Consider the following 14,631-nt stretch of genomic DNA (forward strand, 5'->3'; position numbering starts at 1 on the left):
GCCATGATGCGCCTGCTCGCTCCCGCCCTCGCCGCCCTGCTTGCCGCCGGTTGCGCCGGTGGCGGCGCTGTCCGCGACAGCGCCTGGGCGCCGGTCACGCCGGCCGCCTACGCGATGCCGGCCGCCCCCACCGAGGGCGCGATCTACCGCGCCGGCGGCGGCCTGTCGCTGTTCCAGGACACCAAGGCGCGCCAGCCCGGCGACCTGCTGACCATCCTGCTGGTCGAGCGCACCCAGGCCAGCACCAGCGCCAGCACGGCGGTGAAGAAGGACTCCAGCGCCAGCATCTCGGCGCCGTCGCTGTTCGGCGCCCCGCTCACCGCCAACGGCCGCAATCTGCTCGAGGCCGACGTCGCCGGCGGCCGCAGCTTCAACGGCAAGGGCGACAGCGCGCAGAGCAACCGCCTCGACGGCAGCCTGACCGTGACCGTGGTCGAACGCCTGCCAAACGGCAACCTGGTCGTGCGCGGCGAGAAGCACCTGCGGCTGAACCAGAGCAACGAGGTGATCCAGCTCCAGGGCATCGTCCGCGCGGCCGACATCAATCCCGACAACAGCGTCCTGTCCAGCCGGGTGGCCGATGCGCGCATCGTCTACGGCGGTCGCGGCCCGGTCGCGCAGTCGAACGTGATGGGCTGGCTGAGCCGCTTCTTCAATTCGGGGGCGATGCCGCTGTGAGCGCTGCGGGAACGGGAAATCGGCAACCGGCAATCGGCGCGCTCGCGGCGGCGCTCGCCGCAGGGTTCGCGGTCCTGGCACTGCTCTTCGCGCCGCCGGCCGGCGCCGAGCGCATCAAGGACCTGGCCTCGGTGGCCGGCGTGCGTGGCAACCCGCTGGTCGGCTACGGCCTGGTGGTGGGCCTGGACGGCACCGGCGACCAGACCTCGCAGGCGCCGTTCACGGTGCAGAGCCTGCGCACCATGCTGTCCGAGCTGGGCGTGACCATTCCGCCCGGGGTCAACCCGCAGCTCAAGAACGTCGCCGCGGTCGCCGTCCACGCCGAACTGCCGCCGTTCGCCAAGCCCGGCCAGACCATCGACGTGACCGTGTCCTCGATCGGCAACGCCGGCAGCCTGCGCGGCGGCAGCCTGCTGATGACGCCGCTGCGCGGTGCCGACGGCGAGGTGTACGCGATCGCCCAGGGCAACCTGGTGGTCGGCGGCTTCGGCGCGTCCGGCCGCGACGGCTCGCGGATCTCGGTCAACGTGCCCAGCACCGGCCGCATCCCCAACGGCGCCATCGTCGAACGCGCGCTGCCTGGCAGCTTCGCCGGCGACGGCGAGCTGCTGCTCAACCTGCACCAGGCCGACTTCACCACCGCCGCGCGGCTGGTGTCGGTGCTGGAGAACGCCTTCGGCGAGGGCATCGCGCGCGCCATCGACGCGGTCACCGTGGCAGTGCGTGCGCCGAGCGAGCCGGGGGCGCGGATCAATTTCATGGCGCGGCTGGAGAATCTCGAGGTGCGGCCCGGCGAGGGTCCGGCCAAGGTGGTCATCAACTCGCGCACCGGCACCGTGGTGATGGGCGGCAACGTGCGCGTGCTGCCGGCCGCGGTAGCGCACAGTTCGCTCACCGTGACCATCGCCGAGAGCGTCTCGGTCAGCCAGCCGGCGCCGTTCGGTCGCGGCGAGACGGTCGCGGTGCCGGAGTCGGCGGTCGAGGCCACCGCCGAGGGCAGCCGCATGTTCATCCTGGGCGGCGCCTCGCTGGAGGAGGTCGTGCGCGCGGTCAACGAGATCGGCGCCGCGCCCGGCGACCTGGTGGCGATCCTGGAAGCGCTCAAGCGCGCCGGCGCCCTGCGCGCCGAGCTGGAGGTGATCTGAGGCCGTCATGGATCTGGTGCGCGCCAACGCCGAACTCGCCAGGCTCGCCGCCGCACAGGCGCCGGCGCGCCCGGCCGGCAACGATCCGGCCGCGATCGACCGCGCCGCGCGCGAGCTGGAAGGCGCGTTCGCCAGGATGCTGATCGCCTCGATGCGGCAGACCAGCCTGGGCGATGCGATGTTCGCCGGCGACGCCGGGCACTTCCGCGACCTTTACGACCAGCAGCTGGCCCGGGCGATCAGCCAGGGCCAGGGCTTGGGCCTGGCGCCGATGATCCGTCGCCAGCTCGGCGGCGAGGCCGCCCCGGCCAGCGCCGGCGACACGCCGCCGGCGAGCCGCTTCCATTCGCTGGACGGGTATTCCCGCCCGCAGGCGGCGCGCCGGATCCTCAACGAGCTGGCCTCGCTGGGCATACCGGTGAAGACCGCGCCGGCGCCGATCGACCAGTGGCAGCCGACCCGGCCGGACGGCCTCGCCGCCCGCACCGCCCCGCCTTCGCCCGAGGGCAAGCCCACGCCGGAGCAGTTCGTGGCCCGGGTCTGGCCGCACGCCCAACGCGCCGCCGCCGAACTGGGCGTGGACCCGCGCACCCTGGTCGCGCAGGCCGCACTGGAAACCGGCTGGGGCAGGCACGGCATCCGTCGCGACGATGGCGGCGACGCGCACAACCTGTTCGGCATCAAGGCCACCGGCTGGCAGGGCGACAAGGTCGCGCGCAGCACACGCGAGTTCGAGAACGGTGTCGAGCGCCGCGAGGTGGCGGAGTTCCGCGCCTACCGTTCGCCGGCCGAGAGCTTCGCCGACTATGTGCGCCTGCTCAAGACCAGCCCGCGCTACGCCGAGGCGCTCGACAGTGGCGGCGACGGCCGCCGCTTCGCGCAGTCCTTGCAGCGCGCCGGCTACGCCACCGACCCGCAGTACGCCGCCAAGCTGACCGCGATCGCCGAGGGGCCGACCCTCAGGCGCGCGCTGGCGCAGCTCGGCATCACCGAGCCTTCGAAGGCCTGATGCGATGAGCACCCTGCTGAGCAACGGCATCTCCGCCCTCACCTCCTTCCAGCGCGCGCTGTCGACGATCAGCCACAACGTCGCCAATGCCAACACGCCCGGCTACAGCCGGCAGGTGCTGGACCTGTCGGCGCGCGCCGGCCAGGCCTACGGCTTCGGCTTCATCGGCGCCGGCGTGCAGGTGGACAGCGTCCGTCGCGTCACCGACCTGTTCAATTTCGCCCGCTCGCTGGACAGCGCCGCCGAACTCGGCCGCCTGGGCGAACTGGCGGCGCTGGCCGGCCGCGTCGACAAGCTCGTTTCCGACCAGGGCACCGGCCTGACCGGGCCGTGGTCGAAGTTCTTCGATGCCGGCCAGGGGGTCTCGACGCAGCCGACTTCGACCGCCGCCCGGCAGAACCTGCTGGCCGCCGGCGAAGCCCTGGCAGCGCGCTTCCGCAGCCTGGACGCCCAGTTCAAGGGCATGGAGTCCGAACTCAACGGCAAGCTCCGGGCCGGCGTCGACGACGCCAACCGGCTGAGCGCCGAGATCGCGCGACTGAACCAGGAGATCGTGCGCCAGCGCGGCCTGGCCGGCGGCCAGCCGCCGAACGACCTGCTCGACCAGCGCGAGCGGCTGATCGGCGAACTGTCGGCGCGGCTGGGCGTGAACACCGTGCTGCAGGACGACGGCGCGCTCAACGTGTTCACCCCCAGCGGCCAGGCGATGGTGGTCGGCACCACCTCGCTCAGGCTCGGCACGGTCGCCGACCCGTTCAGCCCGGACCGGCTGGAGCTGGCCATCGAGACGCCGCACGGCCGCGTGCTGCTCAACGACGGCGCGATCGGCGGCGCGCTCGGCGGCCTGCTGGAATTCCGGCGCGACGTGCTCGATCCGGCGGCCGCCCAGCTCGGACGGATGGCGGCGACCCTGGCGCACAGCTTCAATGCCCAGCACCGCGCCGGTGTCGACCTGTATGGCCAGCCCGGCGGCGACTTCTTCACCCCGATCGTGCCGACGACCGCCGGCCACACGCTCAACGCCGGCAGCGCCGCGCTGTCGGCCAGCCTGAGCGACATCGCCGGCTATCGTGGCGAGGACGTGGTGCTCGCCTTCGACGGCACCGGCTGGAGTGCCACCGAACGCACCACCGGCCGCGCCGTGCCGCTCGGCGGCAGCGGCACCGCCGGCGACCCGCTGGTGTTCAACGGCGTGTCGGTGGTGGTGTCCGGCACCGCCGCCCCCGGCGACCGCTTCCTGGTGCGCCCGGCGATCGGCGCCGCCGGCCAGCTGTCGATCGCGGTCAAGGATCCGGCGCGGATCGCCGCCGCCAGTCCGCTGCGGGCCAGCGCCGATCTCGCCAACGTCGGCAACATGAGCGTGCAGTCGCTGACGGTGGAAGACGCCGGCATCCTGGATTTCAACGCCAGCCACACCATCGTCTTCACCGGCCCGAACAGCTACACCATCGACGGCGTCGGGCCGCACGCCTACGACCCCGACGCCGGCATCGCCCAGGGCGGTTGGCGGCTGAAGCTGGAGGGCACGCCGGTGGCCGGCGACAGCTTCCGCATCGCGCCGCGCGGCGCCGGTTCCAGCGACAACGGCAACGCCCGCCTGTTCGCGGTGCTGGACGGCCGCGGCCAGCTCGACGGGGGCAACCTCAGTCTCAACGGCGCGCTCGGCCAGCTCACCACCAGCGTGGGCTCGGCCGCGCGCCACGCCGAGTACGCGCGCGACGCGCAGCAGATCATCGACACCCAGGTGCGCGCCGAGCGCGAGGCGGTGTCGGGCGTCAACCTCGACGAGGAGGCGGCCAATCTGGTGCGCTACCAGCAGGCCTACCAGGCCGCCGCGCAGATGATCGGCACGGCCGACACCCTCTTCCAGACCCTGCTCGCGGCGGTACGGCGATGAGTTCGCGCATTTCCACCTCGATGATGCATGCCCTCGCGGTCGCGCAGATGCAGTCGCGCCAGGCCGCGCTGTTCAAGGTCCAGCAGCAGATCGCCACCCAGAGCAGGCTGCTCACCGCCAAGGACGACCCGGTCGCGGCCGGCGTCGCCGTCGCCCTGGACCGTGCCGAGGCGGCCTGGGTGCGCTATGGCGAGAATGCCAGCCAACTGGCACACCGGCTGTCGCTCACCGAAACCGCGCTAAGTTCGATCGGCGATCGCATCGCCCGCCTGCGCGAGATCGCCATCCAGGCCAACAGCGGTGCGATGTCGGCGGAAGACCGCCGCGCCTTCCTGCCCGAGCTGAGGGAACACTACGACGCACTGCTGGCGCTGGCCAACACGTCCGATGGCCAGGGCCGTTTCCTGTTCGGCGGCGCGCAGGACGGCGCACCGCCGTTCGTGCGGGTGAGCGGCGGGGTGGACTACGTCGGCGACCAGACCCAGCGTCGGGTCGAGATCGCCCCGGAAGTGTCGATCGCCGATTCCGATCCCGGCAGCGAGATCTTCCTGCGCATCCGCAACGGCAACGGACACTCGGTGGCACGGCCCGACCCGGGCAATGCCGGCGTGGCGGTGATCAAGTCCGACGGCATCACCGATCCCGGCGCCTGGGACGGCGGCAGCTACCGCGTCGCGTTCAGCGGCGGCGCCTACACCGTGCTCGACAGCGGCGGCAATCCGGTGGCGACCGGCCCGTATGTGCCGGGCGAGGCGATCCGCTTCGCCGGCTATCAGCTCACCCTGGGCGGCGAGCCGGCCGACGGCGACGCCTTCGATGTCGGCCCGGCGCGGAACCAGGGGCTGTTCGAGACGCTGGAGAACCTGATCGCCACCATCCAGATGCCCGGCCTGCCGGCATCCAACAAAGCCGCCCAGCAGAACGCCTTCTACGCCGTGCTGCAGGATCTGGAGCAGGCCGGCAATCACGTGATCGACGCCCGCGCCAGTGTCGGCGCGCGCCTGGCCACGCTCGACCGCACCGCCGAAGAGCGCGAGGGCCAGCTGCTGGCGACGCGCGTCACGCTGTCCTCGCTGCGTGACCTCGACTACGCCGAGGCGATCACCCGTCTGACCAGGGAATCGACCACGCTGGAAGCCGCGCAGCTGAGCTTCGCGCGCATCCAGTCGCTGTCGCTGTTCAGCCTGCTGCGCTGATGGCCGCCGTGGCCGCGTCACCGCGACCACGATCACGACCACGACCACGACCACGACCACGGTCCGCTGCCTTGCGGTGTCGGCTTCGCCGCCATGACACCCCCACAGGCATGCTGTCGTCGTGCGGCATGCCCATCGGCGCATTCGTGCGGCGCATTCGTGCGGCACATTCGTGTGCGCGTTGTTCCTGTGTGCGTCGCCTCGCGCAGTCAGGAATCGCAGCGCGCCGCCGCTAACGCGCTCAGCGGGATTTCGCCCGCATGGAACACAGATGAGGGTGCGGTGCCCGTGTGCGTCGCAGCGCGTTACAGAGACGCCGCCGACATGCCGATAAAGCGCGTGCCCGGGCATCGGCGGAGAGGTGACCGGGCGTGCGGCGTCGCATCGCATCGACTTGCCGCACAGGGAAGTCGCGGGGCGCGAAGGGCCGCTTGACATCGGCGCTAAAGATTCCCCCGGCCCTTCCGATAACCTGGTCAGCAGCGGCAAGGCCTCGGACACAAAGGCCCCAACCCTGCGGCTACCGGCAGGCCCACCGCCAGGCCGGGCACCGACAACCGAGGAGAGCACCCATGCAAGTCATCAACACCAACGTGATGTCGCTGAACGCTCAGCGCAATCTCAACAGCAACAGCATGAGCCTGGCCACGTCGATCCAGCGCCTGTCTTCGGGCCTGCGCATCAACAGCGCCAAGGACGACGCCGCGGGCCTGGCGATTTCCGAGCGCTTCACCACCCAGATCCGCGGCCTGAACGTGGCCGTGCGCAACGCCAACGACGGCATCTCGCTGGCGCAGACCGCCGAAGGCGCGCTGGCCGAGATCAGCAACAACCTGCAGCGCATCCGCGAGCTGGCCGTGCAGTCCTCCAACGCCAGCAACTCCGCCAGCGACCGCGCCGCGCTGCAGAAGGAAGTCACCCAGCTCACCGCCGAGATCAACCGCGTCGCCACCCAGACCGAGTTCAACGGCACCAAGCTGCTGGACGGCAGCTTCACCGGGCAGGCCTTTCAGGTCGGCGCCAATGCCGGCCAGCTGATCACGGTCGACGCCGTGACCAACGCCCAGACCGGCTCGCTCGGCGGCACCCTGTTCGCCGACGGTACGGTGACCATCGCCGCGCCGGCGGACGAGAACACGGCGATCAGCCTGACCGGCATCAGCATCAACGGCGTGGCTCTGGACGACATCAGCGTCGCCGCCAGCGGCACCACCGCGGCCGACACCCAGACCGCGGCGGTCAGCGCCCTGGTTTCGGCGATCAACGCCAAGTCCGCCGAGCTCGGTGTCATCGCCGAGGCCGACAGTGCCGCCGGCGTCGTGAACGTGCGCTCCTTCCAGGCGGGCGACAGCGCCATCGACTTCCAAATCACCGGCGCCAGCGCCGCGTTCGTCGCGCCGACCAGCGAGACCTTCGTGGCCGACGTGGACATCTCCACCTTCGCCGGGGCCCAGCAGGCCATCGCGATCATGGATTCGGCCCTGACCTCGGTGAACTCGGCCCGCGCCGACATGGGCGCGGTGCAGAACCGCTTCACCTCGGTGATCGCCAACCTGCAGACCACCTCGGAGAACCTGAGCGCTTCGCGCAGCCGCATCCGCGACACCGACTTCGCGGCCGAGACCGCCGAGCTGACCCGCACGCAGATCCTGCAGCAGGCCGGCGTGGCGATGCTGGCCCAGGCCAACCAGGTGCCGCAGGGCGTGCTCAGCCTGCTGCGCTGATCGACCACCCCGCAACCCGCCCGGCCGCGACCCTCGGGTCGCGGCCGGCGCGCTGACCCGGAGCGTCTGAGCCATGAGCGCGGACATCGGCCCGACCCCACCGGCCCTCCCGGTTTCACCCGCACCGTCCGTGCCCTCCGGGCAGGCCGAGGCACGCGCCTTGCAGGCGCATTACGACCAGATGCTCGCCCGGAGCGAGCTCAAGTTTCACGTGGTCGGCGAGCCGCCACGCGTCGTGGTGCAGGTGATCGACGGGCGGACCGGCGAGGTCGTGCGGCAGATCCCGAACGAGGACGCGCTGCGGCTGGCCGAGGAGTTTTCCCGCCGCGGGCCATCGGCCGGCGGCATCGTCGTGTAGCGCACAGGAGCGGACATGGCCGGTTTGACGGCATCGGGCGTAGGTTCGGGTCTCGACATCCAGGGGCTGGTGCAGCAGCTGGTGGCCGCCGAGCGCGCGCCGCATGCGCTGCGCCTGAACCGCGCCGAGGCAGGCGCCAAGGCCAAGCTGTCGGCCCTCGGCAGCCTCAGCAGTGCCTTCGATGCGCTCAGGAAGGCGCTCGATCCGCTCAGGAACCAGGACGCCTTCGGCGCCCGCACGGCGAAATCCACCGCCGAGGATGTGTTCACCGTCAGCGCCGCGCGCAACGCCCCCCTCGGCAGCTACGAGGTGGAAGTGCTCTCGCTGGCCAGCGCCCACAAGCTGGTGTCCGGCGCGCTCGACGAGGAGGCTTCCCTCGGCGTCGGCCGGTTGCTGATCGAGGTCGGCGACAAGACCTTCGAGGTCGAGATCGTCGCCGGCAAGGACAGTCCGGCCGAGATCCGCGACGCCGTCAATGCCGCGGCCAAGGCCGCCGGTGCCAAGCTCGGCGCGACCTTGGTGCGCTCCGACGATGGCGTCCATCTGAGCCTCACGGCGACCGAAACCGGCGCCGCCAACCGCATCCGGGTGACCCGGCTCGAGGGCGATGCCACCCTCGATGCGCTGGTTTACGACCCGGGCACGCTCACGTCGCTGACCGAACGCAACCCCGCCGCCGATGCCCAGGTACGCATCGACGGGCTGTTGCGCTCGGCCACCGGCAACCGGATCACCGATGCGGTGCCCGGATTGACCATCGAGCTGAAGAAGGCCGAACCGGGCGAAATCAGCACCTTCACGGTGTCGGCCGACGCCAGCGCGGTGCGCGGCGCCGTGCAGGCCTTCGTCAACGCCTACAACGCCGCCGTCAGTGCGATGGCGAGCGTCACCCGCTACAACGCCGAGACCCGCGAGCCCTCGGCACTGACCGGCGACGCCCTGATCCGCGGCGCCAGCTCGCAGCTGCGCAACGCGCTGTCCGAGGCGCTGGGTGAGGCGGCGGAGATGGGCCTGACGGCCTCCAGGCTCGGTTTGAGCACCCGCGTCGACGGCACCCTCGCCTTCGACGCCGGCAAGTTCGACGCGGCATTGGCCAGCGACGGCGCGAGCATCCGCGAGGCCTTCGGCGGCGACAGCGGGTTGGCGGCGCGCCTGGCCGATGTCGTCGACCGCTTCATCGGCAGGGACGGCGCGTTCGCCGGGCGCAGCGCCGGCCTCAACAAGCAGCTCAAGAGCGTGGCCGACCAGCGCGAGGCGCTGGACCGCCGCCTGGAATCGGTGCGTGCGCGCTACCTGGCGCAGTTCACCGCGATGGACACGCTGATCGCCCAGCTCAACTCCACCAGCCAGTTCCTGGCCCAGCGGCTCGCGCCTCCGCGACAGGAGTCGTAAACGGTGTCGAACATGTACGGCAAGCGCGGCTTCCTCGACCAGTACCGCCAGACCAGCTCGGCCGCCGCCGAGCACGACCCCCACCGCGTGATCGCGATGCTGCTGGCAGGCGCCATCGAGCGCATCCGGCTGGCCCGGCTCAACCTCGAGCGTGGCGACATCGCGGGCAAGGCGCAGGCGATCGGCGCCGCGATGTCCATCGTCGACGGCCTGCGGCTGTCGCTCGACCACGAGGCCGGCGGCGAGATCGCTGCCGGCCTCGAGTCGCTCTACGACTACGCCAGCCTGCGTCTGGTCGAGGCCAATGCACACAACGACGACGGACGCCTGCGCGAGGTCGAGGGCCTGCTCGGCGAGATCGAATCGGCCTGGGCCGCGATTCCGCGCCAGATGGGTGCGGCGGCGGCGCATGGGGCGGGCGGTACCGCCCCATGAGCGCGTTGGCGCCGCTGCTGGCCGAGCTTGCCGAGCTGCGGCGTGCGGTCGAGGATGAGGACTGGCCGCTGGCCGCCACGCTGGCCCGCCGCCACGACCACGCGCTGCGCGCGGCGGTGCGTGATGGCGTGGCCGACGAACTGGCCGCGCTGTTGGCGGCGCAACAGGCCTTGATCGCCGACTTCGCGCGGCGGCGCGAGGAGGCGGCCGAGCGGCTGCGCGGCCTGCGTCGGGCCGACGGCGCCGCGCGCGCCTATCGGGACGGGGGGGAGCCATGAGCATGAGCGCCGAAGCCGCCGAGCGGGAGCTGTTCGACGATGCGCTGACCTGCCGCGAGGCGCTGCCGGCCGAGTTCGTCCCCGACGCGCTGGACGCGGCCTCGCGCGAGCGCGCCGCGGAACGGGCCGAGGGCCTGCTGCGTGCCATCGCCCTGGTCGAGGACAGTCATGGCGAGGAAGGCGATGAGCGCGGCGCCAACGAACCGGTGCTGCAGCGCATCGAGGCCAAGCTGAATCTGCTGTTCGAGCTGGTCGGTCTGGTCGTGCGCCGCGAGGTCGCGCCGCTGCCGGTGGTCGAGCTGCGCTGGTCGCGGCGTGGCGTCGAGCTGGCCGGCGCGTCGCCGGTGGCGCCGGGACAGGCCGGCCTGCTGCGCCTGCAGCCGGTGTCCTGGCTGCCGCAGGCGATCGAGCTGCCGGTCGAAGTGATCGCGGTCGACCGCTGCGAACCGGCGCCGCGCCTGTGGCTGCGTTTCTCGCCGCTGCCGGAAGCGCTGGAATCGGCGCTCGAGCGGCACCTGTTCCGCCTGCACCGCCGCGCCATCGCCGGCGCCCGCCGCCAGCGCTGAGCGGACGCCGGGCGCCGCCCCGCGCACGGGCAGCCAGGGCGGGGGCGTCCGGTGCGGTGGTCGCGCGCACCGCGCTGTCAGCTGCAAATTGCGCAATCGCGCACATGGCGGTTGGCAGACGCACGGGGGCCCGCTATCGCGTCGGGTCGGATCGCGAAAGGTGGCCGGGGGCTGCGCCATGCGGATGCCGACGATCACGCGCTGGTGCGCTTCGCCCTGCGTCGTGCCGAGGAGTACGATGAAAGCCGCTGCCGGAAGCAACGGCCGGCCGGGCTGTCGGAATCCCGTCGCTTCCGGTACAAGGGCAAGTACCGATGCAGGGTAGTGGCCGGACCGGCCGGGGAATCCTCCCCGCGCGAACCGTCGGCGGCTTCCCGGGATCGGTTTTCCGTGCGATGTTCCGGGCAAGCAGATGAAGACCGCCCTCAAAGTCCAGCTCGGCCAGCAGCTCAACCTGACGCCGCAGCTGCTGCAGTCGATCCGGCTGCTGCAGCTCGACGCGCTGCAGCTCGAGCAGGAGATCGGCCGCGCCCTGGAAACCAACCCGCTGCTGGAGCGCGAGGAAGGCGGCGAAGGCGAGACGCCGGAGGCGGCGGCCGAGGCGGCCGGCGAGGTCGAGCTGCGCGACGCCCCGGAAGGGCTGGAATGGTTGCAGGCCGCGCGCGGCAGCGGCGCCGGCAGCCTCGACGACGATGCCGTGCAGCGGCTGCCGGCCGGCGAGAGCAGCGACATGCGCCAGCGCCTGCTGGCGCAGTTCGAGCTCGAATGCCATGCCGGGCGCGAGTTGGCGCTGGCCGCGCTGATCCTCGATCACGTCGACGACAGCGGTTATCTCGAAATCCCCTTCGACGAACTGGCCGCCCGCGCCCGCGCCGAACACCAGACCGACACCGGCGAACTGGAACGCGTGCGGCAGAAGCTGATGCGCTGCGAGCCGGTCGGCGTCGGCGCGCGCGACCTGCGCGAATGCCTGCTGGTGCAGCTCGACGAGTTGCCGGGCGTGGTGCCCGGCCGGGTGCTGGCGCGCCGGCTGGTGCAGGAGCATCTGGACCTGCTCGCCCTGCACGACCCGGTCAAGCTCGGCAAGGCGCTGGACGTGGAGCCCGAACAGGCCGCCGAGGCCGAGCGCCTGGTGCTGAGCCTGAACCCGCGTCCCGGCGCGGCCATGCTGGAGGCCGCCGCGGTGGTGATTCCCGACGTGCTGGTGACGCGCGGTGAGCGTGGCTGGCAGGTCGCGCTCAACCCGGCCACCGCGCCGCGCATCCGGGTCAATCCGCTGTACGAGCAGCTGCTCGGCGAGGGCGCGGCGGACGACGCCGCCAGCCGCCGGTTCCGCGACCTGCTCAACGAGGCGCGCTGGCTGACCCGCGGCCTGGGGATGCGCTACGACACCCTGCTGCGCGCCACCCGGGCCATCGTCGAGCGCCAGCAGGCCTTCCTGGAGCAGGGCGACGAGGCCATGGTCCCGCTCAACCTCAAGGACATCGCCGACGCCATCGGCATGCACGAATCGACCATCTCGCGCATCACCACCGGCAAGTACGTGCAGACCCCGCGCGGCACCTACGAGCTCAAGCACTTCTTCGGCGTGCGGCTGGAAGGCGCCAGCGTCGCCGGCGCCGCGGTCAAGGCGATGGTGAAGAAGCTGATCGACGGCGAGAACCCCGAGGCGCCGCTGGCCGACGACGACATCGCCGTGCTGCTGGCCCGCCAGGGCGTGCGCATCGCCCGCCGTACCGTCGCCAAGTACCGCGACCAGCTGCGCATCCCCTCCGCCAAGGAGCGCAAGCGTTCCGCACCGGGCGGGCCGGTGCGCTACGCTGCGCCGAATTGAGCCGCGCCGAGGCTGTCATGCAACGCATCACCGTGCTGCTGGTCGACGATCACGAGGGTTTCCTCAAGGCCGCCATGCGCCACTTCCGCAACCTGCCCTGGCTGGAGGTGGTGGGGCAGGCGCTCAACGGCCTGGAGGCGGTGGAGAAGGCCGAGGCGCTCAAGCCCGATGCGGTGCTGATGGATCTGGCCATGCCCGAGATGGGCGGCCTGCAGGCCTGCCGGCTGATCAAGGCGCAGGACGATCCCCCCTTCGTGGTGATCGCCAGCCATTTCGACGACGCCCAGCACCGCGAGCATTCCGCCCGTGCCGGCGCCGATGCCTTCGTCAGCAAGCTGTCCTACATCCAGGAGGTGATGCCGCTGCTGCGTCGCCTTGCGGGGGTCGAAGAGGCATGAGCGAGTCGCGGGTACTGGTGATCGACGCCGACCAGGAGCGCGCCGAGCGGATCGCCGCCCTGCTCGACTTCATCGACGTCAACCCGCGCATCGCCGGCGGCGCCGACGAGATCGACCGCCAGCGCCACCGTCCGACCGACTGGCTGGCGATCGTGGTCGGCGCGATCGAGAATGCCGGCGACTGGGCCGCCTTCCTCGACTGGCTGCGCCGCGAGCCGCTGCACCCGCCGCTGCTGCTGCTGCCCGAGCACCACGCCGACGGCGCCCGCCGCTTCGGCGTGCACGAGGCGCAGTGCGTCAACCTCGACTATCCGATCAAGCACACCCAGCTCACCGAGGCCCTGCGCCGCGCCAGCATCCGGCAACTGGAGGAGGACGATCGCCGCCGCAACCTGCCTGCCGACAGCGGCCCGACCGGAAGCAGCCCGGCCACGCTGCGGCTGCGGCAGATGATCGACCAGGTCGCCGCCTTCGACACCACCGTGCTGATCCTGGGCGAGTCCGGCACCGGCAAGGAAGTCGCCGCCCGCGCCATCCACGAGCGCTCGCCGCGCGCCAAGGGTCCGTTCGTCGCCATCAACTGCGGCGCGATTCCGCCCGACCTGCTGGAAAGCGAGCTGTTCGGCCACGAGAAGGGCGCCTTCACCGGCGCGCTCACCGCCCGCAAGGGGCGCTTCGAGATGGCCGAAGGCGGCACCCTGCTGCTCGACGAGATCGGCGACATGAGCATGCCGATGCAGGTCAAGCTGCTGCGCGTGCTGCAGGAGCGCCAGTTCGAGCGCGTCGGCGGCAACCAGACCATCCACTGCGACGTGCGGGTGATCGCCGCCACCCACCGCAACCTCGAACAGCGCATCCGCGACGGCCAGTTCCGCGAGGACCTGTTCTATCGCCTCAACGTGTTCCCGATCGAGATGCCGGCCCTGCGCGAGCGCCGCGAGGACCTGCCGGCGCTGGTCGAGGCGGTCACCGCCCAGCTCGCCCGCACCGGCCGTGGCCGGGTACGGCTGGCCGCCGAGACCGTCGCCGTGCTGCAGCACTATCCCTGGCCGGGCAACGTGCGCGAGCTGACCAACCTGATCGAGCGGCTGGCCGTGCTGCACCCGGACGCCGTCATCGGCGTCAACGACCTGCCGGCGCGCTACCGCGTCGCGGCCGAGGCCGGCGCGGCCGCCGAAGCAGCGGCGCCGGCGCGCCCCGCCCCGGCCGCGGACCCGGCCGTCCCGGCGCCGGTCCCGGCTGCGCCGCAGGTTGCCGCCGACGTGCTGCCGCCGGAAGGGCTGGACCTCAAGGAGCACATGGCGCGGATCGAGGTCGGGCTGATCCGCGCCGCCCTGCAGCGTGCCGACGGCGTGGTGGCGCATGCCGCCCAGATGCTCGGCCTGCGCCGCACCACCCTGGCCGAGAAGCTGCGCAAGTACGGTTTGGACCGCGAGACCCGCGACGCCGGCTGATCCGGAACTCGGGATTTGCAGGAGTGGCGTGTGGTTTGATCGCGATCTGGCCGGTGTGTTTTGTCGGGGTTTCGTGCGTCTGTGGGTGTCTCGCGACCTGACCGGCGCTACCCGCCGGGTGTTCAGCCCGCCTGTGGGGTCCTCGCGAACTGGCCGGCGCGTTGCGCCGGGGGTTCCGTCCGCCTGCCGGCGGCCGGGTCACTTTCTCTTGCTTGCCCAAGAGAAAGTGACCAAAGAGAAGGGCACCCCAGGTGCTCGCGCCCTCCG

General features: G+C 71.8%; 14 protein-coding genes. All 14 read left to right on the plus strand.

The features are described from left to right. Positions 1–3: 3 nt before the first annotated feature. The 14 genes from flgH (at position 4) to HNQ58_RS11925 (ending at position 14,364) form a co-directional block, all read left to right on the plus strand. Positions 4–678, plus strand: coding sequence for a flagellar basal body L-ring protein FlgH (gene flgH, locus HNQ58_RS11860; protein WP_409617734.1), 675 nt, complete (start codon positions 4–6; stop codon positions 676–678). 32 nt (positions 679–710) lie between these two features. Next, entirely contained in the window at positions 711–1,823 is a 1,113-nt protein-coding gene (locus HNQ58_RS11865) for a flagellar basal body P-ring protein FlgI (RefSeq protein WP_183949155.1), read from the plus strand. 7 nt (positions 1,824–1,830) lie between these two features. Further along, on the plus strand, positions 1,831–2,832 hold the full coding sequence (gene flgJ, locus HNQ58_RS11870) for a flagellar assembly peptidoglycan hydrolase FlgJ (RefSeq protein ID WP_183949144.1): 1,002 nt from the start codon (positions 1,831–1,833) through the stop codon (positions 2,830–2,832). 4 nt (positions 2,833–2,836) lie between these two features. Further along, entirely contained in the window at positions 2,837–4,729 is a 1,893-nt protein-coding gene (gene flgK / locus HNQ58_RS11875) for a flagellar hook-associated protein FlgK (RefSeq protein WP_183949145.1), read from the plus strand. Then, positions 4,726–5,925: a flagellar hook-associated protein FlgL gene (flgL, locus tag HNQ58_RS11880; RefSeq protein ID WP_183949146.1), complete on the plus strand. Its 1,200-nt coding sequence runs from the start codon at positions 4,726–4,728 to the stop codon at positions 5,923–5,925. The genes flgK and flgL overlap by 4 nt, the downstream gene beginning before the upstream one ends. A 572-nt stretch (positions 5,926–6,497) precedes the next feature. Then, on the plus strand, positions 6,498–7,649 hold the full coding sequence (locus tag HNQ58_RS11885) for a flagellin (protein ID WP_183949147.1): 1,152 nt from the start codon (positions 6,498–6,500) through the stop codon (positions 7,647–7,649). A 73-nt stretch (positions 7,650–7,722) separates the two neighbouring features. Continuing rightward, positions 7,723–8,007: a flagellar protein FlaG gene (locus HNQ58_RS11890; RefSeq protein WP_183949148.1), complete on the plus strand. Its 285-nt coding sequence runs from the start codon at positions 7,723–7,725 to the stop codon at positions 8,005–8,007. 15 nt (positions 8,008–8,022) lie between these two features. Then, positions 8,023–9,399: a flagellar filament capping protein FliD gene (gene fliD / locus HNQ58_RS11895; RefSeq protein ID WP_183949149.1), complete on the plus strand. Its 1,377-nt coding sequence runs from the start codon at positions 8,023–8,025 to the stop codon at positions 9,397–9,399. 12 nt (positions 9,400–9,411) lie between these two features. Beyond that, on the plus strand, positions 9,412–9,834 hold the full coding sequence (gene fliS / locus HNQ58_RS11900) for a flagellar export chaperone FliS (RefSeq protein ID WP_183949157.1): 423 nt from the start codon (positions 9,412–9,414) through the stop codon (positions 9,832–9,834). Further along, positions 9,831–10,112: a hypothetical protein gene (locus tag HNQ58_RS11905; protein WP_183949150.1), complete on the plus strand. Its 282-nt coding sequence runs from the start codon at positions 9,831–9,833 to the stop codon at positions 10,110–10,112. The genes fliS and HNQ58_RS11905 overlap by 4 nt, the downstream gene beginning before the upstream one ends. A 2-nt stretch (positions 10,113–10,114) precedes the next feature. Next, positions 10,115–10,678 carry a PilZ domain-containing protein gene (locus tag HNQ58_RS11910; protein WP_246417328.1) on the plus strand — a complete coding sequence of 188 codons (564 nt, stop codon included), beginning with the start codon at positions 10,115–10,117 and terminating at the stop codon, positions 10,676–10,678. Between the two features lie 412 nt (positions 10,679–11,090). Further along, positions 11,091–12,512, plus strand: coding sequence for an RNA polymerase factor sigma-54 (gene rpoN / locus HNQ58_RS11915; protein WP_183949152.1), 1,422 nt, complete (start codon positions 11,091–11,093; stop codon positions 12,510–12,512). 17 nt (positions 12,513–12,529) lie between these two features. Then, entirely contained in the window at positions 12,530–12,910 is a 381-nt protein-coding gene (locus HNQ58_RS11920) for a response regulator (protein ID WP_183949153.1), read from the plus strand. Then, entirely contained in the window at positions 12,907–14,364 is a 1,458-nt protein-coding gene (locus HNQ58_RS11925; protein WP_183949154.1) for a sigma-54 dependent transcriptional regulator, read from the plus strand. Before HNQ58_RS11920 ends, HNQ58_RS11925 begins: the two co-directional genes overlap by 4 nt. Positions 14,365–14,631: the final 267 nt, after the last annotated feature.

The sequence above is a fragment of the Rehaibacterium terrae genome, from assembly GCF_014202935.1.
GTDB lineage: Bacteria > Pseudomonadota > Gammaproteobacteria > Xanthomonadales > Xanthomonadaceae > Rehaibacterium > Rehaibacterium terrae.

Bases quoted from the DNA above. Each gene is read 5' to 3' on its own strand.
- flgL (WP_183949146.1), top strand. From the start codon at position 4,726: ATGAGTTCGCGCATTTCCACCTCGATGATGCATGCCCTCGCGGTCGCG.
- flgK (WP_183949145.1), top strand. From the start codon at position 2,837: ATGAGCACCCTGCTGAGCAACGGCATCTCCGCCCTCACCTCCTTCCAG.
- flgH (WP_409617734.1), top strand. From the start codon at position 4: ATGATGCGCCTGCTCGCTCCCGCCCTCGCCGCCCTGCTTGCCGCCGGT.
- rpoN (WP_183949152.1), top strand. From the start codon at position 11,091: ATGAAGACCGCCCTCAAAGTCCAGCTCGGCCAGCAGCTCAACCTGACG.
- HNQ58_RS11890 (WP_183949148.1), top strand. From the start codon at position 7,723: ATGAGCGCGGACATCGGCCCGACCCCACCGGCCCTCCCGGTTTCACCC.
- fliD (WP_183949149.1), top strand. From the start codon at position 8,023: ATGGCCGGTTTGACGGCATCGGGCGTAGGTTCGGGTCTCGACATCCAG.
- HNQ58_RS11920 (WP_183949153.1), top strand. From the start codon at position 12,530: ATGCAACGCATCACCGTGCTGCTGGTCGACGATCACGAGGGTTTCCTC.
- HNQ58_RS11905 (WP_183949150.1), top strand. From the start codon at position 9,831: ATGAGCGCGTTGGCGCCGCTGCTGGCCGAGCTTGCCGAGCTGCGGCGT.
- HNQ58_RS11910 (WP_246417328.1), top strand. From the start codon at position 10,115: ATGAGCGCCGAAGCCGCCGAGCGGGAGCTGTTCGACGATGCGCTGACC.
- fliS (WP_183949157.1), top strand. From the start codon at position 9,412: ATGTACGGCAAGCGCGGCTTCCTCGACCAGTACCGCCAGACCAGCTCG.
- HNQ58_RS11885 (WP_183949147.1), top strand. From the start codon at position 6,498: ATGCAAGTCATCAACACCAACGTGATGTCGCTGAACGCTCAGCGCAAT.
- HNQ58_RS11925 (WP_183949154.1), top strand. From the start codon at position 12,907: ATGAGCGAGTCGCGGGTACTGGTGATCGACGCCGACCAGGAGCGCGCC.
- flgJ (WP_183949144.1), top strand. From the start codon at position 1,831: ATGGATCTGGTGCGCGCCAACGCCGAACTCGCCAGGCTCGCCGCCGCA.